We start from the raw sequence: 22,553 nt of genomic DNA, 5'->3' as shown, positions 1-22,553 counted from the left end.
CGCTTTCGCCCCTTGCCGCGCCGCGCACGGCGGAGGAAAAGGTTTGGCGACTGTTTTTCAGCCGAGAACCAGAAAATCGCCGATGCCGGTAACAATGACGTCTTCCGCTTCGTAGGGGATCGTAACGGGTGACGAATTCGCAACGCGAAGAGGAATGGGCTGAATGGATGCGCCGCGCGCTTTCTGGCGACCGCCAAGCCTATCACCGCTTTCTCGAAGCGGTGGTGCCGCATCTCCGCGCCATGGCACGACGGCGGGCGCAGCAGTTCGGCGCGCCGGTCAGCGAGGCGGAGGACATCGTGCAGGAGGTGCTGCTCGCCGTCCACCTGAAACGCGGCACGTGGGATCCGGCTCGCCCCATCGGCCCGTGGCTCTCGGCCATCGTCCGCAACAAGATGATCGACAGCCTGCGCCGGCGCGGCCGTCATGTGGACGTACCGATCGAGGACGTGATGGCGACGTTGCAGGCGGAAGACCGGACCGACGCCACCGACCGGCTGGATGTCGAGCACCTGCTCAACCGCCTGAAGGATCCGCAGCGCGACATCGTCCGCTCGATCTCGATCAAGGGGGAAAGCATTCGCGAAACGGCCGCGCGGCTGAAGATGAGCGAGGGGGCCGTGCGGGTCGCGCTGCACCGCGCCCTGAAGTCATTGGCGGCACTTTATCGGAGCGAGACGCGTGAAGACCGATGACCTGATAAAGCTTCTGGCGGAGGACGCTCCGCCGCCGATGCGGCTGACTCGTGCCGTCACCATAGCGCTCGCATCGGGCGTATTGATTTCAGGCGCACTGCTCCTCTCCACGCTAGGGATGCGCCACGACATGATGAGCGCGCTGGAGACCATCCGCGTTCTCTTCAAGATCGGCTTCAGCCTGCTCCTCGCCGCCACCGCCTGCGGCCTCGTCTACCGAATCGGCCGACCCGGCGTCGGCATGACAACGAGCGCGCTTTTGCTGCTTGCGCCGCTCGTGCTTCTTCTTGCCGGCGTCGCGATCGAGCTCTCCGTCCTGCCCTCAGGTCTCTGGGAAGCGAACATGATGGGTCGCAGCGCGGGCTATTGCGTGGTGTTCATCCCGCTCCTGTCGCTGGCGCCGCTGGCGGCTTTGTTCCTTGCCCTGAAGAACGGTGCCCCGGAACGCCCGGCACTCGCCGGCGCCGCCGCCGGCCTCGCCGCGAGCAGCCTCGCCGCCGCCCTCTACGCCTGGCACTGCGCCGACGACAGTCCGCTCTTCGTGGCCACATGGTACGGCATCGCGATCACCGTCGTGACGGTGGTGGGCGCGGCCCTGGGAGCGCGGTATCTGCGGTGGTGATCGGGGAAAATGAATGCACGAGAGAGCCGATTGGATCGGCTTTTACTCTGCAATTTCAATGGGAATGGTGCCCAGAAGAGGACTCGAACCTCCACACCCTTTCGGGTACCAGCACCTGAAGCTGGCGCGTCTACCAATTCCGCCATCTGGGCGACGGAGAGCGATGTACGGGGGTCGCCCGTAACTGTCAACAGCGTTTTTGAAGTTTTTCTGACACGGGGCAAAAAAGTTGGGACGGCCTTACAAATTCGTCTTCGCGAGAGAGGCGGTGCGCTTTTGCTCGCGGCGCACTATATTGAGGGGAGCCTGAAAGGATCCGTCATGTTTCGTCACGCCACACTGCTCGCCGCATCCCTTGCGCCATTGGTGCTCGCCCTTCCCGCGTCGGCGATGACGATGTGCGATGCGCGCGGATGCATGACCTATGGCCGGGTACAATCCTTCCGCCCGAACTATGTGCAGCCGAACTACAGGCCCCCTACGACCACGGGGCCCTATTATTATCGGCCATCCGCGCGCGGCCCGGCGCCGCTCTACTATGCGCCGCAGCCGCAGCCGACGACGGTCAAGCCGAGCGCGAAGTTTCATGTCGACTGGTGCCGTAACCAGTACCGGACCTACAATCCGAAGACGGACCGGTTTTTGACCTACGAGGGCATCTACAAGACCTGCAATTCGCCCTACGACTAGAGCCTTTCCGGCCTAGCCTCGATCGTCCTTGGCCGCGCGGTCGGTGTGGCCGAGATCGCGGTCGGGCTCGATGATATCGCGCACGCGCTGTTTCAGCTCCTTGGGACCGGGAAAGCCGCCATCGCGCTTGCGCTCCCAGATCAACTGGTCATCGACGCGGATTTCGAAATTGCCACCGGTGCCGGGAATGAGCGCGACCTCGCCGAGGCTGTCGGTGAAGGTCTGCAACAGTTCCTGCGCCATCCAGCCGGCGCGAAGCAGCCAATTGCACTGGGTGCAATAGAGAATGGTGACGCGGGCTTTTTTCTCGGTCATCGCGAATTCCTTTCGTTCAGACGATTTAAGAACAGCCGGCGCACGGCGCAACGGATATTGCAAAGCGGTTGGCTTGGTGTTCCTCTCTGCCTGAAATCAACAGGAGTCGTGGATGCGCGTTGCCATCGTCGAAAACATGAAGAACACGCCGCTCGGACCGCTCGGCGTGGCCCTTGTCGAAGCGGGCGCCGAGATCAGCTATTTCCGGCCCTATATCGACCAGACGATCCCCACCGGCATTTTCGACCATGACGCGCTGGTGGTGCTCGGCGGCGAGCAGAACGCGCTCGACGACGAGAACTACCCCTACCTGCCGGCGCTCGCGCGGCTGATGCAACGCTTTTCCGAATCGGGCAAGGCCGTGCTCGGCATCTGCCTCGGCGCACAGCTGCTGGCGCGCGGCCATGGCGCGGAAAACCTTTTGAACTTCCAGCTGGAATTCGGCTGGCAATCAATCGAGCAGACGGAGCGAGGCAAAACGGATCCGCTACTGGCGGGGCTCGACCAGACGTTCACCACCTTCGAATGGCACAGCGACACCTTCACGCTGCCATCAGCCGCGACCCTTCTTGCGACAACGCCATTGGTCGAGAACCAGGCGTTTCGCGTCGGCCGCGCCGCTTACGGCACGCAGTTCCACTTCGAGGCCAGCTCCGGCGTCGTCGCCGACTGGACCGTCGATTTCGAGGGATCGATCAGGCAGATGGAGCCGGACTGGCTCGACCGCTATCCGGCGTTGGCGGCAGAACACGCTGCAAGGGCCGATGCGACGGGGCTGACGATCGCGCGCAACTGGCTGAGCCTGATCGAGGTCGGCGCGACGAAGGAGCAGCTTCTCGCCAGCGCCTGAAGGGCGCGGCATCATCAACTCATGCGTGAAGGCAGGCGGCACCCAAGCGGATGCCGCCTGCATCGTCTTAATTTTCGGACCTGATCCACACCAGCATCTCGCCGGGCGTGCGGTTGTCCCAGAGATGATACGGCACGAAGCGGGCGGTCGCCTCCTTCGCCGCGGGAGGCGTCGTGCGATAGAGCGTGGCGCCCCAGCTCTCCGTTTCCCTGACGACCGGGATATCCAGCGCTACGGCGTCTCCAAGCTCGGCGATCTCGGATGTCCTGGCATTGGAGATCTTGCCGTCGAACCGGATGCCGTTGAGGCCGGGGCCGTTATCCGTCGCTTCGACGCAATAGACGAGCGGGCCGCGCATCAGCGCCGCGCGGCCGGCATCCTGGCGCACCAGCGGATTGGCGAAGAGGGTGCGCGGCGCCAGCGGAATATCGAGATCGACGTGATCGCCGTTCTTCCATTCGCGCTCGATGCGGGCATAGCCGTCGACCTCGATCGAGGCGATATCGACCGGCTCGCCGTTCACCTTCAGCGTCGAGCCATCCGCCCATTCGGGGATGCGGAGCGACAGGGCGAAGCGGGCCGGCTTTTCCGGGGCGACGTCAATATGGATGGCACCGTTCCACGGATAGCGGGTCTCCTGCGTGAGCACGACGCCGGTTCCGCCGATCTCGAAGCGGGCCTTGCCCTCGCCGTAGAGATGGACGGCGACCTCGTCTTCGGCCACGCCGTACATGTAGGAGCCGATCGAGGCCAGCAGGCGGGCGATGTTCGGCGGGCAGCAAGGGCAATGGTGCCAGACCCAGCGATGATGCTTGCCGGCGCTTTCGAGCGGGTTTTCGTAGAAGAAGGTCTTGCCGTCGAGCGACAGGCCGGACATGGCGCCGTTATAGAGTGCCTGTTCCATGATATCGGCGTAGCGACGGTTCGGGCCGCGGCCGAGCATGCGGTTGGCCCAGAAGACGAGGCCGACGGAGGCGCAGGTCTCGGCATAGGCGCTCTCGTTCGGCAAGTCGTAATAGTCGGTGAAGCCTTCGTTCGAGGCCGCCGGGCCGATACCGCCGGTGACGTACATCTGCTTCGTCGTCAGATCGTCCCACAAGGTCTCCAACGCCGAGGTCAACGTGTCGTCATTGTATTCGGTCGCGATGTCGGCCATGCCCGAATAGAGATACATGGCACGAACGGCGTGGCCGACGACCTTCTTCTGCTCGCGGACAGGCTCGTGGGCCTGGCTATATTCGTAGGTCTTCTGGTGATAGTCTTCGGCGCTGCGGCCATCCCGGATCGCCTCCTCGGTGAAGAAGTTCGGCTCGGTTCCGCGTTCATCAACGAAGAACTTGGCAAGGTCCAGATACTTCTTCTGACCGGTCACGCGGGCAAGCTTCACCAGCGCCAGCTCGACTTCCTCGTGGCCGCAATAGCCGCGCAACTGACCCTCGCCGCGACCGAAGGTCTTGATGAGATAATCGGAATAGCGGCACATGATATCGAGCAGCTTGCGCTTGCCGGTGGCCTGGAAATAGGCCACCGCGCCCTCGATCAGGTGGCCTGCGCAGTAGAGTTCGTGGTGGTCGCGCAGGTTGGTCCAGCGGCGATCGGGCTGGACCCGCTGGAACCAGGCGTTCAGATAGCCGTCCTTGTCCTGCAGCTTCTCATACATGTCAACGATGGCATCGACGCGGGCCTCCAGCGCGGGATTGGCACGCCGGTACAGCGAATAGGCCACCGTTTCGATCGACTTGCCGAGATCGCTGTCCCAGAACATCTGCGTCGAGCCGCCCCATGGGCCGATCGGGATAACGACGCCATCGCTCGGTTGTTCGACATCAATGGCGCGGATCATGCCGGCCTGGACGCAGCGGTCGAGCAGGGTTTCGGCAGTGGAATCGCAAATGGCATCCTGCCGCTCGCCGAACAGCCCGTGCACATCGACATTGGGAACGGGGAGCGGGCGGAACTGGCGGTCTCTTTTCAGCTTGTTCATGGCTTAATCCATTTCTTTCGGAAGGTTATTTCACCGCGCCGGCCATCAGCCCGCGCATGTAGTAGCGTTGCAGAAGCAGGAAGACGATCAGGCAGGGGATGGTCATGACCGCGACGCCGGCCTGCACGGCGCCCCAGTTGATGGCTCCGAGACGACCGGCACGAACCGCCATCATCAGAACCGGAAGCGTGTATTTCTCGTTGCTTGAGAGCAGCACGAGGGCGGCCAGGAACTCGTTCCAGGCGTTGAGGAAGGCGAAGATCGCCACCGTCGCGACACCGGGAAGCACAAGCGGCAGAAGCACCATCACCAGCATCTTCATGTCCTGCGCGCCATCGATGCGGGCCGCCTCCTCGATTTCCTTGGGGACGGCATCGAAAGCGTTGCGCATCATGAAGACGGAGAAGGGCAGCTGCAGTGTGACGTAGACCAGGGTCAGCCCGAAAAGCGAATTGTTGAGCCCGAGTTTTGCCAGGATGATGAAGAGCGGTGTCAGGATCGACTGGAACGGGATCATCAGTGTGGCGATGATCAGCACGAAGAAGACATTCTTGAAGGGGAAGCGGTAGCGCGAGAAGCCGTAGCCGGCGAGCAGGCTGATCGCCACCGTCAGAACCACCGTCGCCAGCGAGACGATCAGCGAGTTGACCGCATGCTGCCAGATACCGGCGCCGAAGGTGTCGAGCGAGCGGTAGGAATCGAAGCTGATGCCCGTCGTCGGCCATGGCGGCAGCGGCGGCAGACGCGCCTCGGTACCGTGGCGAAGCGACGCGAGAAGCGTGATGATGAAGGGCGCGAGGAAGAAGACCGCGATGCAGAGGCCGGTGCCATGGAAGGCTGCCTGGCCGCGCAGCTCCTTGCCGCTAGATCGTCCTGTGACCCGGCTCATGAGCGCTCCTCCCCGACACGTAGCAGCCACAGCTGGACGACGCTGATGACGACGAGGATGGCAAGCAGTGCGATCGAAAGCGCAGCGCCATAGCCGAGATTGAACGAGACGAAGGACTGGTTGAAGATGTAGTAGACGACCGAGATCATGCGGTTCTGCGGCCCTCCCGCCGTCATGATGTAGAACTGGTCGAAGGCGAGAATGGAGCCGGTCACCGAAATGATCAGCGCCAGCGCGATCGTGCGGCGCATGAGCGGCAGGGTGATGAAGCGGAAGCGCTGCCACCAGCTGGCGCCATCGACGACGGCGGCTTCCGTGAGGTCGGCGGGGATCGACTGCAGGCCGGTAAGCAGGATGATCATCGTGAAGCCGGCGATCTTCCAGACGACCATGACAATGATGGTGAGAAAGGCGCTGTCGAAGGTCGCCAGAAGGTTGGGCGGGCGATCGACCAGTCCCAGCGCCTTCAGGGCCGGGCCGATGAAGCCGCTGTCGACATTGGCGAGCCAGACCCAGAGCAGCGAGGCGGAAGCAAGGCCGACGACAACGGGCAGGAAGATGATCGTGCGATAGGTGCTGACGAAGGCGCGCTCGCGCTCGACGAAGAGTGCCAGCGGAAAAGCCAGCGCGAAAATGACGATGGTGACGATGACGGTGTAATAGGCGGTGAAATTCAGCGCCGACACGAAGCGCGTGTCGTTGAACATTCTGAAATAGTTATTGAAGCCGATCCAGCGCTGGGCGCCCATCAGCGGCCAGTTGTGCAGGCTCATCCATCCGGTGAAAATGACGGGAAGCACGAAAAACATGATGACCAGCGCCATCGCCGGCGCGATGTAGAGAAGCCCTGTCCATTCCGATTTCGGTGGTCGCCTGTTCGGTTGTCCTTGGCGCACGCGCGCCGGCTGAATTCGACCCATGGCGGTCATCGAAACACTCCGCATTGCTGCTGATGAAATCGGCCGGGGACTGCCACCGCCCCCGGCCACGGCCTTGGGAGATTATTGGCCGCTGTCGATGATCGACTGCATTTCCGACTGCGCGTTGGCGAAGGCGCCATCTTCGTCGTCGCCGAAGATGGCGGCGTTGGTGAAGGTGGCCCATGGACCGTTGGCGCTGTTGATCAGGTCGTTGAACTGCAGCGTGTAGGGCGTCTTGGCGACGCCGATCGCCTTCAGGCCGACCTCGAGACGAGGATCGAGCCCATCGAGCACCTTGTCGGCGATGTCGCCGCGGGTGGGCAGGCTGCCGTACTTCGCCATGATCTTCTGGCCGTCCATCGAATAGATGTATTCGAGGAAGTCCTTTACGGCGTCGATCTTCTTGGTGCCTTTGGTGATGACGAAGTTGTCGCCGCCGGCAAAGGACGACGGGTTGCCATCGACGCCGGGAATCAGTGTGACGCCGAAATTGATATCCGGGTGCTCGGTGACCAGCGTGCCGATGGCGAAGGCGCCGAGGCTCTGTTGGCCGATCTTGCCGTTGGTGAAGCTCAGGAAGTTGGCGCCGTTATCGCTGGCGGCACCAGCGGGAACGAGGTCCTTCTTGACCATGTCCCTGTAATAGCCGACAGCCTTGCGCATTTGCGGCGTATCGAGCGTCGCCGTCTTGCCGTCGGCCGACAGGATGTCGGCGCCCCCTCCCCAGGTCAGCGGCGTGAAGGTGAAGATCATGCAGCCGCCGCAGCCGCCGCCGGAGAAGTAGAAGCCGTAGGTGTCGTCACCGAGCTTGCGGATCTTTTCCGCGTTGGCGACGATCTCCTCCCAGGTGGCGGGCGCCTTGTCTGGATCAAGGCCGGCCTTCTTGTAGAGATCCTTGTTCCAGGCGAAGACCGAGGTCTCGACCGACAGCGGCAGGCCATAGATATGATCCTGATAGGTGCCGAGCTTGACGTGCGAGGGCGAGAGCGAATTGAAGTAGGGCAGTTTCTTCGCCCAATCCGTCAGGTCCTCCAGCTGGCCGGCCGCGGCGAAGGCGGGCGTATAGATTAGGTCCATCGACAGCGCATCGGGCGCCTGGCCACCGGCGATCGATGTCGCGTATTTCTGCACCAGTTCGGAGAACGGCACTTCGGTGGCGACGACCTGGTTCTCGTGGCTGGAATTATAGGCTTCGACTACCTTCTTGAAGGATTCGCCGATGCCGGAGCGAACCCACATTTCGATCTTCTCGGCAGCCGATGCTCCCGATACCAGGCACAGGGTGGCAACGCTCGTCGCTGCCAATAGACGCTTGATCATGGCACTTCCTCCCAAAATGGCGCTCTCCTCCGCGCCGGTTCCTCACTCGATGGGGCTACTTGCCCCCGCATGACTGCCGCACCACAAGGCGACACGGCAATTTCCTTACGCCCGGCTCCACCGGGCGCCCCTCCGCCAGGGCGAGAACGGTCAAACCGGCCTGGCGCCCCAGTTCCTTCAACTCCATGTCGATGGATGTCAGTGGCGGACGGGTCTGGCCGGCGACAATCTCCCAATTGTCGAAGCCGATGACCGAGACATCCTCCGGCACGCGGATACCACGCTCGCGCAGCGCATCGACGGCGCCGCGCGCGATCTGGTCATTGCCGCAGAACAGAGCATCCGGCCTTTCGGACTGGCCGCTCCAGAGGCGCTCCACCGCCTCCTGTCCCCAGGCTTCGGCCCAGCGTCCATAGAGTATCGTTCCGTTGCGGCCGAGGACGGCGCGAAAAGCATCCGCCCGCTCGCGCACGGAAAAGAAATCGTCCGGCCCGGTCACATGAACGATGCGGCGACGGCCGATATCGACCAGCCATTCAACCGCCAGGCGGGCGCCATGCGCATCGTCGGAGCGGAAGGTGACGCTGTTGGCATCGCCTTCGGTGAAGGCGTAGACGACAGGTACGGGCAGGTTCGAGAGATCGACCGGAAGATGCCGGTCGACACGCTTGCCCGACGCGATGATGCCGTCGACCTGCTTTTCCAGCATCGCCTCGACATGGATCTGGCCGAGCGCCGGATCATCCTCGATGGCGCAGAGGAAGACCGAGACGCCGTGATCGACCAACGCTTCGGACACGCCCGCCATAAGCGGCAGGGTGAAACGGCCATAGGTGTCGTTGGTAAGAAGGCCGATGGTAAAGCTGCGCTTGCTGAGGAGACCGCGGGCCAGCGCATTGGGGCGGAACCCGACCTCGCCGGCGATGCGTTTGACCCGTTCGCGGGTCTCGGCGCTCATGCGTCCCGTATCGTTCAGCGCCTTGGAGGTCGTGGAAATGCTCACGCCCGCCGCCGCCGCGACATCGTGGATCGTCACCCGCCCTCTTTTTCCGCCTATGACGTTCACACCGCCTCCCTCAGATTGAGGTTGAGAAAAGCTTTTCTCATCGCAATCGTCAAGTGAGAAAAGGTTTTCTCATCGACATCATGGATATTGCGGCGCACTCATTGGCCGACTCAATTCCCGCACGGGAAAAAGCAAATCGCGACAGCTCGATAGCCGCCGCGATCTGTTGCGAAGTGTGATGCTTGGTCGTGTCAGCCGCTGATCGCGGCCTTGCCTTCCTCGATAAGCCGCGCTGCAGCATCGGCCACCGAGGTGCGTTCGAAGGCCAACTCGTCGCACAGCGGACGCAGGACGCGCTGGTCGAACTGAGTGGCGCCCATGGGAACCGGCGGCGGATAGTCACCGACCTGATCCTTCAGCGAGTTGATGTATTTTATCGTTGCCTGCTCCGTCGGATTGAGCTGCGGCAGGATCGCCTCGCGCACCACCGGCGACATCGGCACGCCGCGCTCGACCCCGAGGATCTTACCCGCGTCGACGTCATTAACGAAGAAATCGATGAATTTCGCCGCCGCCTCGGCATTCTTGGTAGTGGCTCCGACGCTCCAGATCAGCGCCGGGCGATAGTAGTGGCCAGAGGGTCCGTCCTTCTTTTCGCGCGGCAGAAGCGTGATGCCGAGCTTGTTCTTGGAGATAAGCTGGTAGCCGACGAGCTGGTTGGAATAGGCCATGCCCATGGCAGACTTGCCGAGCGCCAGGCAGTTGGTATCGATCGTATTCTGGTCGAGCGTCTGAACATCGGCGCCGACTGTGCCGCCCTTCTTGCGCAACTCCTCCCAGTAATTGAACCACTCCTTGGCATCCTCAACATCAAAGCCGAGGCCACCGTCCTTGAAGAGGCTCTTGCCGCGCTGGCGCAGCCACGCGTCGAAGACGTAGTTGTATCTGGCGGCATAAGGTCCGCCCCAATAATTATCCTTGCCGCCGGCCTTGGTCAGTTCCACGGCGAGTTCGGCATATTCCGCCCAGGTGATATCGGTGGTCGGCGGCTTGATGCCGGCCTTCTCGAAGGCGGTTTCGTCGTAGAACATCGCAAAGGAGTTGAGACCAAGGCCGATGCCGTAAAGCTTGCTGTCGACAGTCGTCAGCTTCAGCATGTCCTTGCCGAAGGAATCCACCTTCAGCGTCGCGGGAACGAATTCATCGAGCGGCAGGCAGGCGCCACGCTTGGAATAGTCGGAGATCGTGCCCGGCTCAAGCTGGAAGACATCGGCGATGGCGCGGCCGGCCATCTGCGTCGCGAGCTTCGTCCAGTAGCCGTCACCGCTGAGCGATTCGCCGACGATCGAGACGCCCGCGTTCTTGCCTTCGTAAAGCTTGGCGACATCGAGAGTACGCTTGGCGCGGTCATTCGATCCCCACCACATAGCGCGCAGCCTTGTATCCTCGGCGAAAGCCGGCATGGAACTGCCGGCACCAAAAGCGACACCGGCGGCGATGCCAGCCGAGCCCATCAGAAATGAACGGCGATTGACCTGCATGATTGATCCTCCTCTTTCATCGCCCCGCCATCCTCCAACAGCTATCGGGCTCAGTGCCGTCAGATTACGCAAATGCTATCTCAATGCAAGAAATTATCTTTTTCTTGCAAATTTGCGTTGTTTGCATAATCTCAGCATCATGAATGAGATCAAGACCAAGCGACCGAGACAGGCCGACATCGCTACGATGGCCGGCGTTTCCGTATCCACTGTATCGCGGGTGCTGGCCAACGAGCCCGGCATCAGCCAAAGCGTACGTCAGCATATCCTGAAGGTCGCGGCCGAAAGCGGCTACCCGACGCGGGGCGTTGCAGGCACGATGCCGGGCGGACTGGCGCTGATCGCCAGCGACGGCATGACAGGCGGTCTCAGCGTGTTCTATGAAGGCATCGTCGAGGGCTTGCGTGCGGCTGCCGCGGAGGCCGGCATGTCGTTTGAGATTCGCCTGATCCGCGAAAACAAGGCGACCGCCGAAGTGGTCAGCGACCATATGCAGACGGCCAATGCCGAGGGATTGTTTCTCGTCGGCATCGATCCGAGTGCCGAGCTGCGCCGCCACCTGGAGGAAAACGCTGTACCATGCGTGCTGGTGAACGGCACGGATCCACGGCTGAGGCTCGACGGCGTATCGCCCTCCAATTTCTTCGGCGCCTATGAGGCGACGCGACGCCTCCTCGATGCCGGGCACACCAGGATCCTGCACCTTACCGGCTCGCATCGCCATACGATCCGCGAGCGTAGCCGCGGGTTCGAGGCCGCCATCGCCGAGGTAGACGGCGCGCATGGATGCCTGGTTCCAATGACCTTTCACGGCAGCGCGAGCCAGGAGGCGCATGAACTGACGACGGCCAAGCTTGCCGAGAATGCGGGATACACCGCTGCCTTCTGCATGAACGACTTCATTGCCGTTGGCGTGCTCGAGGCAGTGACGGAAGCGGGACTGCGCGTGCCTGACGACTTCGCGATCATGGGCTTCGACGATCTTCCCTGCGCATTGATGACCGACCCGCCGCTCTCCACCATGCGCGTCGACCGCGCAGCCCTCGGCCGGGAAGCGGTCCATCTGATGGCGGCGCGCTTTCGCGACCGGACCGCTCCCGCCCGCCAAATCTGCCATGCCGTGACCCCGGTCATCGGCGGCACGGTCGCCACTCCAGCCACCCACGCCCCCCGCCACTGACACTCCGATAAATCTCAAGAGCAATGCCGATGACCTATGATCCCGCCAGCGCTAATCCTCTTGCCGACAATCCGCTTCAGACCCGGGACGACATGGCCCGGGCGCTACGTGATCTCTTCAATCCGTTGCGTCCCTATTTTTCCGAGGGCAACGCACGCGTGCGGCTCGACGGCGCGGCTGCGCATTTCGATCGGGCGGCGGCGGATCTGGAAGGTTTCGCGCGGCCGCTCTGGGGGTTGGCACCGCTTGGCGCCGGCGGCGGCGCATTCGAGGACTGGCACCGCTACGCCGAAGGCATCGCCAACGGCACCGATCCCTCGCATCCTGAGTATTGGGGCACCGTCAACGGCCGCGACCAGCGCATGGTCGAGCTCGCGGCGCTCGGCTTCGCGCTGGCGCTGGTGCCGGAAAAGATATGGAAGCCGCTTGATGCACGGGCGCGCGGCAATGTTATTGACTACCTCAAGCATGCGCGGCAATTCGACTATGCAGACAATAACTGGAAATTCTTCCGCATCTTCGTTGATATCGCGCTCGATCGCGTTGGCGCGGAATTCGACCGCCGCCTGACCCGGCAATATCTCGAAGAGCTCGAGGGCTTCTATATCGGCGACGGCTGGTATCGCGACGGCAATGTGCGCCGTATCGACCACTACATTCCCTTCGCCATGCACTTCTACGGGCTGATCTATTCGACGCTGGTGGATGACGACTATGCCAAACGCTACCGCGAACGCGCGGTGCTGTTCGCACGCGATTTCCGGCACTGGTTCGGCGCGGATGGCGCGACGATCCCCTTCGGACGCAGCCTGACCTATCGCTTCGCCTGCGCCGGCTTCTGGTCGGCGCTTGCCTTCGCCAATCTCGAGGCGCTCCCCTGGGGCGAGATCAAGAGCCTTTGCCTGCAGCACCTGCGCTGGTGGAAGGACAAGCCGATGACGAACCGCGACGGCGTTTTGTCCATCGGCTTCGGCTATCCGAACCTGTTGATGTCGGAGAATTACAATTCGGCCGGCTCGCCATACTGGGCGTTCAAGGCCTTCCTGCCGCTCGCGCTTGATGCCGACCACCCCTTCTGGACGGCAAAGGAGACGCCACCTGCCGAAGCGTCGGCCGTGATCCCGCAGAAGCATCCGGGCATGGTTCTGATGCGTGATGGCGGCGACGTGACAGCGCTGTCTTCGGGCCAGGAAAACCTGCAGATGCGGTTCGGTACCGAGAAATACGCCAAGTTCGCCTATTCCAGCCGCTACGGCTTCTCGGTCGAATCCGACGAGCGGAATTTTGCCGGCGCCGCGTTCGATTCGGCGCTCGCCTTCAGCGACGACGGGCTGCACTACCGTGTTCGCGAGGCCTGCAGCGAAGCAAAGCTCGCTGGCGATGTGCTCTATTCCCGATGGTCTCCGTTCGCCGATGTCGATGTGGAGACGTGGCTAGTGCCATCGGCGCCCTGGCATATCCGTGTTCACAGGATCACCACGCCGCGTCCGCTGCAGACGGCGGAGGGCGGCTTTGCGATCGCGCGTCGCGATTTCGAACTGGACCGGTTGGTGGCGGATGATGGCAGTGCCCATGTGATCGGGGAGGAGGATTTCAGCGGCATCCGCGATATCGGCTCCACAGCGAAGCGCGTCGGCCTTGCCCAGAAAGCGCCGCCGAATACCAACATGATCGTTGCCAAGACGCTGGTGCCGCAGTTGCGCGGCCAGATACCTACCGGCGAGACGATCCTGATGACTGCGGTGCTGGCCGCCCACGATACGGGCGCCGTTGCCGGCGACTGGACGACACCGCCTGCGGCGCCTGACCTCGCGGCACTTCGGCGGCTGGTGGAAACCGAAGGCGTCCGGGTGAGCGCGATCGACGCGCCGGGGCAGATGCCATGACGAAACCCGGCATCGCGCTTGCCATGCAGCCATTCCGCACGGAGCACGTCCTTGCGGAAGACAGCCTGCGCCGGCTCGGCGAGATCGGGCGGCTAATCGATCCGCAGCCGCTGCAGCGCTTCGACGACGACCGGGCCAGGAGCGTGCTTGCGCAGGCCGAAGTCCTGATCACCGGCTGGGGTTGTCCACCGATCGGGCCGAGTGTCCTTGCTGTAGCGCCGAAACTCGAGCTGATCGCGCATGCGGCCGGGACGGTGAAGGGGATCGTCGAGGATGCGGTCTTCGACGCCGGCATCGTGGTGACCCATGCGGCCGAGGCCAACTCCGTCCCGGTTGCGGAGTTCACGCTGGCGGCGATCATCTTCGCCGGCAAGCAGGTCTTCCGGTTCCGCGACCACTACGTCGCCGACCGCGACCGCGACCGCACCTACCCCATGCAGAGCCTTGCGATCGGCAACTATCGCCGCACCGTCGGCATCGTCGGCGCATCGCGAATCGGACGGAGGGTGATCGAGCTGCTGCGGCCGTTTTCCTATCGCGTTCTTCTCTTCGATCCGACGCTCGATGCGGCCGAGGCGCAGGCGCTCGGCACGACCAAGGTGGACCTGCTGGAACTGATGCGGCAATCCGATATCGTCTCGCTGCACGCGCCGTCGCTCCCCGCGACCCGCAACATGATCGGCGGCGAGCAACTGGCCTGCATGAAGGCCGGGGCGACGCTGATCAACACGGCGCGCGGCGCGCTGGTCGACGAGGACGCGCTGCTTGCGACACTGGCATCCGGCCGCATCGACGCGATCATCGACGTGACGGATCCCGAGATCCCCGGGCGAGGCTCAGCCTTCTACGATCTGCCGAACGTGTTTCTGACGCCGCATATCGCCGGCGCGGTCGGGCTGGAGCGCGGGCGTCTCGGCGCGATGGCGGTCGATGAAATCGAGCGGTTCGCCAGGGGCGAGCCGCTGCTCTACCGGATCGGCCGGCGCGACCTCGACCTTATCGCTTAGCCGGCTTTCAGCTTCGCATCCGTGGCGCCGGCCAGTTCCGGCATCAGGTCGGCGATCTTCACCACCTTGCCAGTGCGCGAGCTGGAGAGCGCGGCGATGCCCGTCAGCACCGACATGGCGCCGGCGCGGGTGCCAGCGCGCTGGCCGAGCTTATCCTCGATGCCCTCCTTGAAGATCATGTTGCGCATGCGGTCATCGCCGCCATAGTGACCGCCGGCTGAATGCGGCACGACGATGCGCTCCAGCGCCGGCTTGCCGTCCCTGGGGAAGTTGCGCACCAGGAGGATCGTATCCTCGCCAGGCGTTTCCCATGGCTGCTTTTCGTACTGGCGCAGCTCGATGCGGCCATGCGTGCCGTTGAAGGCGATGTGGTGGCCCTCGATCGGCTGGAAGGTGTTCAGCGAATAGGAGACGTGGACGTTGTTCTTGTAGCGGAGGCTGACGACCATGGTGTCGGGAATGTCGATATCCTCGCGGTAGACGCAGCCGTCGCGAAAATAGCCGTCGATCTCCGACGGATCCTCGTAGAGCGTGTCAAGGAAAGGATCGGCCTCGAGATCAAGGTAATAGTCGCACTCCCCGGTGTGCGGACAGAGCTTGCAGCGTGGGCCACGGAATTGGCCTTTGCGGCCATAGTTCTGCAGGTCGGCGAAAGAGGTGACAGCCTCCGGATCGCTGTCGAGATACCAGTTCAGAAGGTCGAAATGGTGGGTCGCCTTGTGCACGAAGAGGCTGCCTGAGTTTTCCGTGTAGGCATGCCAGCGGCGAAAATAATCGGCGCCGTGCTTGGTGTCGAGATACCAGTGGAAATCCACCGAGGTAACACGGCCTATCTCGCCGGCGTTGAGCAGTTCTTTGATGCGGGCGGCGGTTGGGGCATAGCGATAGTTGAAGGAAACGTCGACGCGGCGGCCGCTGCGCTTTTCGGCGTCGAGGATGCGGCGGATCTTATCGACGGCCGTCGTCATCGGCTTCTCGGTAATGACGTCGATCCCGGCTTCGAGGGCGCGGACGACGATGTCGTCATGGGTGTAGTCCGGCGTACAGACGATCACCATGTCGACCTGCTGCTCGGCCAGCATGTCGTCGATATTCTCGTAAATCGGGGCGTTGCTGCCGATCATCGTGCGGGCGCGTTCGGCGCGCAGCGAGTTGGTGTCGACGATAGCCACCAGATCCACATGCTCGCGCCAGCCGGCGAGAAGCTCCTTGCCCCACATTGTGGTGCCGCGGTTTCCGGTGCCGATCAGGGCAAAACGGCGTTTCTCCATGGACTGATCCTCCTTCATACAAGCCGCCGATGCGCCTCCGTACGCATGACGACGACCCTCTGTAACTATTTGGTTACCTGAGGGCAGAGCGGCGCGAGTGTCAATAGGCTTTCCGCGATTTCGGATCAGGCCTTGATCGAGGCGAGCGTGACGTGGACGATGTGCCGCTCCCAGGCGTCGAGGTTTTCGGGCACCGCGAGATCGCGGCCGAAGATCGTTGAAAGCGTGTACTGGTTGGACAGATAGAAGTAACCGAGCGAAGCGATCGTCAGGTAGACATTCAAGGGATCGGCGGTTGGAATAAAGACGCCTGAAGCCTTGCCCTGTTCGAGCACCTGCGACAATTCGCCGATCAGATGCGAGTGCAATTCCTTGAGCCGCACCGACTGGCGCAGCCAGCGCGCGCGGTGCAGGTTTTCCGTGCCGAGAAGGCTCAGAAACTCCGGATTTTTCAGGAAGTAGCGCCAAGTGAAGAGCGCGAGCTCGGTGATACCCTCTTCGGGGGTGCGGTCGCCGATGTGCAGCGCCCGCTCCGCGGTGCGGATCGCGACATAGGCCTCCTCGAGCACGTGGAGATAGAGCTGCTCCTTGTCGCCGAAGTAATGATAGAGCATGCGCTTGTTGGTGCCGGCGCGCTCGGCGATCGCATCGACACGGGCGCCGCCCATGCCGTTTTCCGCGAACTCCTGGGTGGCCGCCTCCAGGATCGCAGCCCGCGTGCGCTCCGGATCGCGTTGCAGAACCCGATCGGGCGCACGACGCCTTGCTGTCTTCTTCACCCCTTTGCCGCTGCTGTCATCCATCAGCTTCCCTTTCCTTTGCCCCCATTGCGCTCATAGTCGGTCGAGAACAGATTGTAAAAAACGAATTCGATCCAGAGCCCACGACAACAGTGCTTGACAGGCCCGATGCTTGTCCATAGCTTGTAACCAATTAGTTATTTGTTGCAAGAGAAACCAGCAAGGAGCGTGTGGAGGCGCTCCCCAAGGGAGGAGGAAAAACAGATGACGTTCAGCATCAACAGACGTGGTTTCATGGCGGGTGGGGCCTCGCTTCTCACGCTTTCCGCAATGAGTGGCGCACCGGCTTTTGCCGCCGACAGCCGCCTTCGTCTGATCTGGTGGGGCTCGCAGCCCCGCGCGGACAGAACGAACAAGGTCTCGGAGCTCTACAAGGCCAAGAATTCCGGCGTTTCGATCACCGGCGAGTTTCTCGGTTGGGGCGACTACTGGCCGCGCCTGGCAACACAGGTCGCAGGCAAGAATGCGCCCGACGTGATCCAGATGGATTATCGCTATATCGTCGAATATGCCGGACGCGGCGCTCTTGCCCCGCTCGAATCCTATATGCCTTCGAAGCTCAACCTCAGCGATTTCGACCCGGCTCAGGTCGAGGGCGGCAGCGTGAACGGGCACCTCTACGGCGTCAGCCTCGGCGCGAATTCCGCGGCGACGGTCATCAATACCACCGCTTTCCAGGAAGCGGGCATCGACCTGCCAACACAGGCCACCACATGGGAAGAGTTCGGCAAGATGGCCGCCGAACTGACCAAGGCCGGCAAGCGTAAGGGGATGTTCGGCATGGCCGACGGCAGCGGGGCCGAACCACTCTTCGAGAACTATCTGCGCCAGCGCGGCAAGGCACTCTACACCGCCGACGGCAAGATCGCCTTCGGCGTCGAGGAAGCCTCGGAATGGTTCGAGATGTGGAACAAGTTCCGCGAAGCCGGCGCCTGCGTGCCCGCCGACATCCAGGCTCTGGACAAGAACGACGTCGATACCAGCACCGTGACGCTCGGCAAGTCGGCTTCGGGCTACGCACATTCGAACCAGTTCGTCGCCTACCAGCAGATGAGCAAGGACAAGCTCGCGCTTACCAACTACATGCGCGTCGCCAAGGATTCGAAGGGCGGCCACTACCGCAAGCCGTCGATGTTCTTCTCTGTATCGGCGCAATCTAAAGCCCTCGAACAGGCCGTGGATTACGTCAACTTCTTTGTGACGAACCCCGAGGCCGCGGCATTGCTCGACGTCGAGCGCGGCATTCCGGAATCGAAGGCGATGCGGGACGTGGTAGCCACGAAGCTCGATGCCGTCGGCAAGATCCCGCTCGAGTATGTTAGCGGACTTGGTGATCTCGCGGGCAAGCTGCCGCCGCCGCCGCCATCGGGCGCGGGTGAAGGCGAGCAGGCCTTGCGCAACATTTCCGAGCAGGTCGGCTTTGCGCAGATGACGCCTGCCGACGGCGGCAAGCAGCTTGTCGACGAGATCACGCGTATTCTCGCGCGAGGTTGATGCACATGAGCAATGCGATGCGCGCGACGGCTGACCGGGCCGTGACGGTGGAACATTATCAGGGAGCGGTCGCCGACAGCCGTTGGCGCCGACTTTGGAATGCCAATGCTCCCGGCTACATGTTCCTTCTTCCCTGGTTGATCGGGTTTTTCGGGCTGACGCTCGGACCGGCCCTGATCTCGCTCTACCTATCCTTCACCGACTTCGACATGCTGAGGTCGCCGGGCTGGGTGGGTACGGCCAACTATGTGCGCATCGCGACCGCCGATCCGAAGTTCGCTTCGGCGATGAAGGTGACGCTGACCTATGTGGTGCTATCCGTTCCCTTCAAGCTAACCTTCGCGCTCCTGGTGGCGATGGCGCTCAACAAGGGGGTGCGGGGCCTGCCCGTCTACCGCGCCATCTTCTACCTGCCGTCGCTGCTTGGCGGCAGCGTGGCGATCGCCGTGCTCTGGCGGCAGCTGTTTGCCGGTGACGGCCTGGTGAATGCCGCGCTCGCGCAGGTCGGCATCCAGGGGCCGAGCTGGATCTCGCATCCGAACTATTCGATCTATACGCTGGTAGCGCTCAGCGTCTGGCAGTTCGGCTCGCCAATGATCATCTTCCTGGCCGGCCTCAGGCAGATACCGACCGATATGTACGAAGCGGCGAGCCTCGACGGCGCCTCGAAGTTCAGGCAGTTCTACAAGATCACGCTGCCGCTTCTGACGCCGGTCATCTTCTTCAATGCCGTCGTGCAGACGATCGATGCCTTCAAGGCGTTCACGCCGGCCTTCATCATCTCGGGCGGCACCGGCGGCCCGATCAATTCGACGCTGTTCTACACGCTTTATCTCTACCAGGAGGCATTCGGGAATTTCCGTATGGGCTACGCCTCGGCGCTCGCCTGGATTCTCGTGCTGATCATCGCGGTCTTCACGGCCTTCTCGTTCCTGACCTCGCGTTACTGGGTGCACTACGATGACTAACGGGATCACAACTGCGGTCGCGGCACCGCCATCCGACATCACCAAGCGCAGCCGGCCGGCATCGGTCATCGTGCATACGCTGCTGATCCTCGGCTCACTGCTGATGCTCTATCCGCTCTTGTGGATGGTTTCGGCATCGGTACGGCCGGAGAACGAGATATTCTCCTCGACCTCGCTCATTCCGTCGTCGATCGACTTCTCGTCCTATGTGCGCGGCTGGGTCGGGCTCGACATCAGCTTCGGGCGGTTCTTCTGGAACTCGCTGGTCATTTCAGTGCTGACCGTGATCGGGAACGTTGTTGCCTGTTCGTTGGCGGCCTACGCCTTCGCGCGGCTGAACTTCGCCGGCCGGAACTTCTGGTTCGCGATCATGCTCGGAACGCTGATGATCCCGTATCACGTGACGCTGATCCCGCAATACGTGCTGTTCCTCAACCTCGGCTGGGTGAACACCATCCTGCCGCTGGTCGTGCCGAAGTTCCTCGCCAGCGACGCCTTCTTCATCTTCCTGATGGTGCAGTTCTTTCGCGGCATCCCCCGCGAGCTCGACGAAGCAGCGATGATGGATGGCTGCAGCCCATGGCGCATCTACTGGAAGATCATGCTGCCGCTATCGCTTCCGGTGCTGGCGACCGCCGCAATCTTCTCCTTCATCTGGACCTGGGACGACTTCTTCGGGCCGCTGATCTACCTCAACGACATGAACACCTACACGATCCAGCTCGGCCTGCGCACCTTCGTCGATTCGACCAGCGCCTCGGACTGGGGTGGCCTGTTCGCCATGTCGACGCTGACGCTGGTGCCCGTGTTCCTGTTCTTCCTGTTCTTCCAGCGGCTGCTGATCGACGGCATCGCCACGACGGGCATGAAGCGCTGATGCAGTTACGGATATAGATCGATGAGTATCAAGACAGTTGCGATCGTCGGCTGCGGCATCGGCCGATCCCACATCGTCGAAGGCTACCTGCCGCATCCCGACAAGTTCAAGGTCGTGACGATCTGCGACCTGAACGAGGAACGCCTGCGCGAGGTCGGCGACGAATTCGACATCGCCAGGCGCACGACGTCCTTCGCGGAGGTCTTGGCAGACGACAGCATCGACATCGTCGATATCTGCACGCCGCCCGGCATTCATCTCGAGCAGGTCGTCGCGGCGCTGGCATCGGGCAAGCACGTGATCTGCGAAAAGCCGCTAACGGGGTCGCTATCCGGCGTCGACACCATCATGGAGGCGGAGAAGACCGCGCGCGGCGTGCTGATGCCGATCTTCCAGTATCGCTACGGCGACGGCATCGAGAAGGCGAAGCGCATCATCGAGGCCGGCATCGCCGGCAAGCCCTATATGGGTTCGGTCGAGACCTTCTGGCTGCGCACACCCGACTACTACGCCGTGCCGTGGCGCGGCAAATGGGCGACCGAGCTTGGCGGCGTTCTGGTAACGCATGCGCTGCACTTGCACGACATGCTGCTGCACCTGATGGGGCCGGTTTCGAAGGTCTTCGGGCGCGTCTCCACCCGCGTCAACGAGATCGAGGTCGAGGATTGCGCGTCGGCGAGCCTCGCCATGGAGAACGGCGCCTTCGTGTCGCTGTCCTGCACGCTCGGTTCGCAGGAGCAGATCAGCCGCCTGCGACTGCACTTCGAGAATGTGACCTTCGAAAGCAACCACGAACCGTACTCGCCAGGCAAGGATCCGTGGAAGATCATCGCCGCCAATGACGATATCCAGCGCAAAATCGATGCCGTCATCGGCGACTGGCAGCCCGTGGCGCCGCGCTTCACGACGCAGATGGAGCATTTTCACGCCTATCTGAGCGGCAACGGCCCGCTGCCGGTCACGACAAGGGATGCGCGGCGCGCGCTGGAACTGGTGACCGCTATCTACCAATCCTCCGACAGCGGCCAGGACATTGCGCTGCCGATCGGAGCGGACAGCCCCAAATACGCCGACTGGCGTGCCAAAACGAAATAAGGGACCAGGAAGGATTTTTGACGATGGCAACGAGTGTTGTTCTTCAGCAGGTCGAGAAACGCTATGGCGCCCTTGATGTCATTCACGGCATCGACCTGAAGATCGATCCCGGCGAGTTCACGGTGTTCGTCGGACCTTCCGGCTGCGGCAAGTCCACGCTGCTCAGGATGATCGCCGGCCTGGAGGAGATCTCCGGCGGCGCGTTGATGCTCGACAACGAGCGGATGAACGAGGTGGCACCCGCCAAGCGCGGCATCGCTATGGTGTTCCAGTCCTACGCGCTCTACCCGCACATGTCCGTCTACAAGAACCTCGCCTTCGGGCTGGAGACCGCCGGCTACAAGAAGGCCGACATCGAGCCGAAGGTACAGCGGGCGGCGCAGATCCTGCAGATCGAGAAGCTTTTGCAGCGCAAGCCGAAGGCGCTTTCGGGCGGGCAGCGGCAGCGCGTCGCGATCGGCCGCGCCATCGTGCGTGAACCGCGCATCTTCCTGTTCGACGAGCCGCTCTCCAACCTCGACGCCGAACTGCGCGTGCAGATGCGCGTGGAAATCTCGCGGCTGCACCGCAGTCTCGGCAACACGATGATCTATGTCACCCACGACCAGGTGGAAGCCATGACCATGGCCGACAAGATCGTGGTTCTGAACTCCGGCCGGATCGAGCAGGTCGGCGCGCCGCTCGATCTCTACAACAACCCTGCCAACCGCTTCGTGGCCGGCTTCATCGGCAGCCCGAAGATGAACTTTCTGCAGGCGAAGATCGAAGCTGTCGGCGACAACGAGACGACGATCAACGTCTGCGGCAACAGCGTGCGGCTGCCGCGCCGGGTCTCGGCGCAGGCAGGAGAGAGCGTGACCTTTGGTATCCGCCCCGAGCATCTGTCACTTGTCGACAAGGGCGGCATCGCACTGTCGTCGGTCAATATCGACCTCGTGGAGAACCTCGGCGGTGCGACGATGCTCTACACGACGACGCCGGACAAGCAGCAGCTGACCGTCGCGCTCGACGGACAGCAGAAGGTGGAACGCGGAGCCAACGTGACCGCCTATTTCGATCCGGCCCGGTGTCACATCTTCGACGGTGCGGGCGTCTCGATCTAGCCCGCTTGACAGCCCGCAGCCTTCTCGCCAAGATTTCAAT

Annotated in this window: 21 protein-coding genes and 1 tRNA gene; 12 read left to right on the top strand and 10 right to left on the bottom strand. The window is 62.5% G+C overall.

Features of this window, described 5'->3' with window-relative positions:
- Window positions 1-128: 128 nt before the first annotated feature.
- Window positions 129-695 (top strand): sigma-70 family RNA polymerase sigma factor, encoded by a 567-nt coding sequence (locus QTL95_RS13345; RefSeq protein ID WP_289720450.1) that lies wholly within the window; start codon window positions 129-131, stop codon window positions 693-695.
- On the top strand, window positions 682-1,317 hold the full coding sequence (locus tag QTL95_RS13340; RefSeq protein WP_289720449.1) for a DUF1109 domain-containing protein: 636 nt from the start codon (window positions 682-684) through the stop codon (window positions 1,315-1,317). Before QTL95_RS13345 ends, QTL95_RS13340 begins: the two co-directional genes overlap by 14 nt.
- 65 nt (window positions 1,318-1,382) lie before the next feature.
- Here QTL95_RS13340 and QTL95_RS13335 read toward each other — a convergent pair.
- Window positions 1,383-1,469 (bottom strand) — tRNA-Leu (locus QTL95_RS13335).
- Between the two features lie 169 nt (window positions 1,470-1,638).
- Here QTL95_RS13335 and QTL95_RS13330 point away from each other — a divergent pair.
- Window positions 1,639-2,007, top strand: coding sequence for a BA14K family protein (locus QTL95_RS13330; protein ID WP_289720448.1), 369 nt, complete (start codon window positions 1,639-1,641; stop codon window positions 2,005-2,007).
- A 12-nt stretch (window positions 2,008-2,019) separates the two neighbouring features.
- Here QTL95_RS13330 and QTL95_RS13325 read toward each other — a convergent pair whose 3' ends face one another.
- Window positions 2,020-2,322, bottom strand: a complete 303-nt coding sequence (locus tag QTL95_RS13325) for a SelT/SelW/SelH family protein (protein WP_289720447.1) — start codon at window positions 2,320-2,322, stop codon at window positions 2,020-2,022.
- Between the two features lie 112 nt (window positions 2,323-2,434).
- Between QTL95_RS13325 and QTL95_RS13320 the strand changes: the two genes are divergently transcribed.
- Complete coding sequence (locus QTL95_RS13320) at window positions 2,435-3,172, top strand: type 1 glutamine amidotransferase (protein WP_289720446.1); 738 nt, start codon at window positions 2,435-2,437, stop codon at window positions 3,170-3,172.
- Between the two features lie 67 nt (window positions 3,173-3,239).
- Here QTL95_RS13320 and QTL95_RS13315 read toward each other — a convergent pair whose 3' ends face one another.
- The 6 genes from QTL95_RS13315 to QTL95_RS13290 form a co-directional block, all read right to left on the bottom strand.
- Complete coding sequence (locus QTL95_RS13315; RefSeq protein WP_289720445.1) at window positions 3,240-5,156, bottom strand: glycoside hydrolase family 127 protein; 1,917 nt, start codon at window positions 5,154-5,156, stop codon at window positions 3,240-3,242.
- 25 nt (window positions 5,157-5,181) lie between these two features.
- The gene (locus QTL95_RS13310) at window positions 5,182-6,045 is read right to left on the bottom strand and encodes a carbohydrate ABC transporter permease (protein WP_289720444.1); all 864 of its coding nucleotides are present in this window, start codon (window positions 6,043-6,045) and stop codon (window positions 5,182-5,184) included.
- Window positions 6,042-6,965 (bottom strand): carbohydrate ABC transporter permease, encoded by a 924-nt coding sequence (locus QTL95_RS13305; RefSeq protein WP_289720607.1) that lies wholly within the window; start codon window positions 6,963-6,965, stop codon window positions 6,042-6,044. Before QTL95_RS13305 ends, QTL95_RS13310 begins: the two co-directional genes overlap by 4 nt.
- Before the next feature lie 81 nt (window positions 6,966-7,046).
- Window positions 7,047-8,285: an ABC transporter substrate-binding protein gene (locus tag QTL95_RS13300; protein ID WP_289720443.1), complete on the bottom strand. Its 1,239-nt coding sequence runs from the start codon at window positions 8,283-8,285 to the stop codon at window positions 7,047-7,049.
- 55 nt (window positions 8,286-8,340) lie between these two features.
- Window positions 8,341-9,351, bottom strand: a complete 1,011-nt coding sequence (locus QTL95_RS13295) for a LacI family DNA-binding transcriptional regulator (protein WP_289720442.1) — start codon at window positions 9,349-9,351, stop codon at window positions 8,341-8,343.
- Between the two features lie 191 nt (window positions 9,352-9,542).
- Window positions 9,543-10,832, bottom strand: a complete 1,290-nt coding sequence (locus tag QTL95_RS13290; RefSeq protein ID WP_289720441.1) for an ABC transporter substrate-binding protein — start codon at window positions 10,830-10,832, stop codon at window positions 9,543-9,545.
- Between the two features lie 139 nt (window positions 10,833-10,971).
- On the opposite strand from QTL95_RS13290, the gene QTL95_RS13285 reads away from it, so the two are divergent.
- From QTL95_RS13285 to QTL95_RS13275, 3 genes are read left to right on the top strand one after another with little or no spacing between them, the layout of a single operon-like run.
- Entirely contained in the window at window positions 10,972-12,012 is a 1,041-nt protein-coding gene (locus QTL95_RS13285) for a LacI family DNA-binding transcriptional regulator (protein WP_289720440.1), read from the top strand.
- A 29-nt stretch (window positions 12,013-12,041) separates the two neighbouring features.
- Complete coding sequence (locus tag QTL95_RS13280) at window positions 12,042-13,898, top strand: DUF2264 domain-containing protein (protein WP_289720439.1); 1,857 nt, start codon at window positions 12,042-12,044, stop codon at window positions 13,896-13,898.
- A complete protein-coding gene (locus QTL95_RS13275) occupies window positions 13,895-14,905 on the top strand; it encodes a hydroxyacid dehydrogenase (protein ID WP_289720438.1) in 1,011 nt (336 codons plus the stop codon). Before QTL95_RS13280 ends, QTL95_RS13275 begins: the two co-directional genes overlap by 4 nt.
- Here the strand turns inward: QTL95_RS13275 and QTL95_RS13270 are convergent.
- Window positions 14,902-16,176, bottom strand: coding sequence for a Gfo/Idh/MocA family protein (locus QTL95_RS13270; RefSeq protein ID WP_289720437.1), 1,275 nt, complete (start codon window positions 16,174-16,176; stop codon window positions 14,902-14,904). The genes QTL95_RS13275 and QTL95_RS13270 overlap by 4 nt on opposite strands.
- Window positions 16,177-16,301: 125 nt before the next feature.
- On the bottom strand, window positions 16,302-16,979 hold the full coding sequence (locus tag QTL95_RS13265) for a TetR/AcrR family transcriptional regulator (protein ID WP_289720436.1): 678 nt from the start codon (window positions 16,977-16,979) through the stop codon (window positions 16,302-16,304).
- A gap of 201 nt (window positions 16,980-17,180) precedes the next feature.
- On the opposite strand from QTL95_RS13265, the gene QTL95_RS13260 reads away from it, so the two are divergent.
- Genes QTL95_RS13260 through QTL95_RS13240 form a run of 5 tightly spaced genes read left to right on the top strand, consistent with a single transcriptional unit; the run spans window position 17,181 to window position 22,513 of the window.
- The gene (locus QTL95_RS13260; RefSeq protein WP_289720435.1) at window positions 17,181-18,470 is read left to right on the top strand and encodes an ABC transporter substrate-binding protein; all 1,290 of its coding nucleotides are present in this window, start codon (window positions 17,181-17,183) and stop codon (window positions 18,468-18,470) included.
- A gap of 5 nt (window positions 18,471-18,475) precedes the next feature.
- Entirely contained in the window at window positions 18,476-19,438 is a 963-nt protein-coding gene (locus tag QTL95_RS13255; RefSeq protein ID WP_037188662.1) for a carbohydrate ABC transporter permease, read from the top strand.
- Complete coding sequence (locus QTL95_RS13250; RefSeq protein ID WP_289720434.1) at window positions 19,431-20,315, top strand: carbohydrate ABC transporter permease; 885 nt, start codon at window positions 19,431-19,433, stop codon at window positions 20,313-20,315. The genes QTL95_RS13255 and QTL95_RS13250 overlap by 8 nt, the downstream gene beginning before the upstream one ends.
- Window positions 20,316-20,336: 21 nt before the next feature.
- Window positions 20,337-21,410, top strand: a complete 1,074-nt coding sequence (locus QTL95_RS13245) for a Gfo/Idh/MocA family protein (protein ID WP_289720433.1) — start codon at window positions 20,337-20,339, stop codon at window positions 21,408-21,410.
- A gap of 23 nt (window positions 21,411-21,433) precedes the next feature.
- The gene (locus QTL95_RS13240) at window positions 21,434-22,513 is read left to right on the top strand and encodes an ABC transporter ATP-binding protein (protein WP_289720432.1); all 1,080 of its coding nucleotides are present in this window, start codon (window positions 21,434-21,436) and stop codon (window positions 22,511-22,513) included.
- Window positions 22,514-22,553 lie beyond the last annotated feature (40 nt).

The sequence above is a fragment of the Rhizobium sp. S152 genome (assembly GCF_030380735.1).
Lineage (GTDB): Bacteria > Pseudomonadota > Alphaproteobacteria > Rhizobiales > Rhizobiaceae > Rhizobium.
The sequence above is the reverse complement of the archived record's forward strand: the minus strand, read 5'-3'. Positions and strand labels throughout refer to the sequence as shown.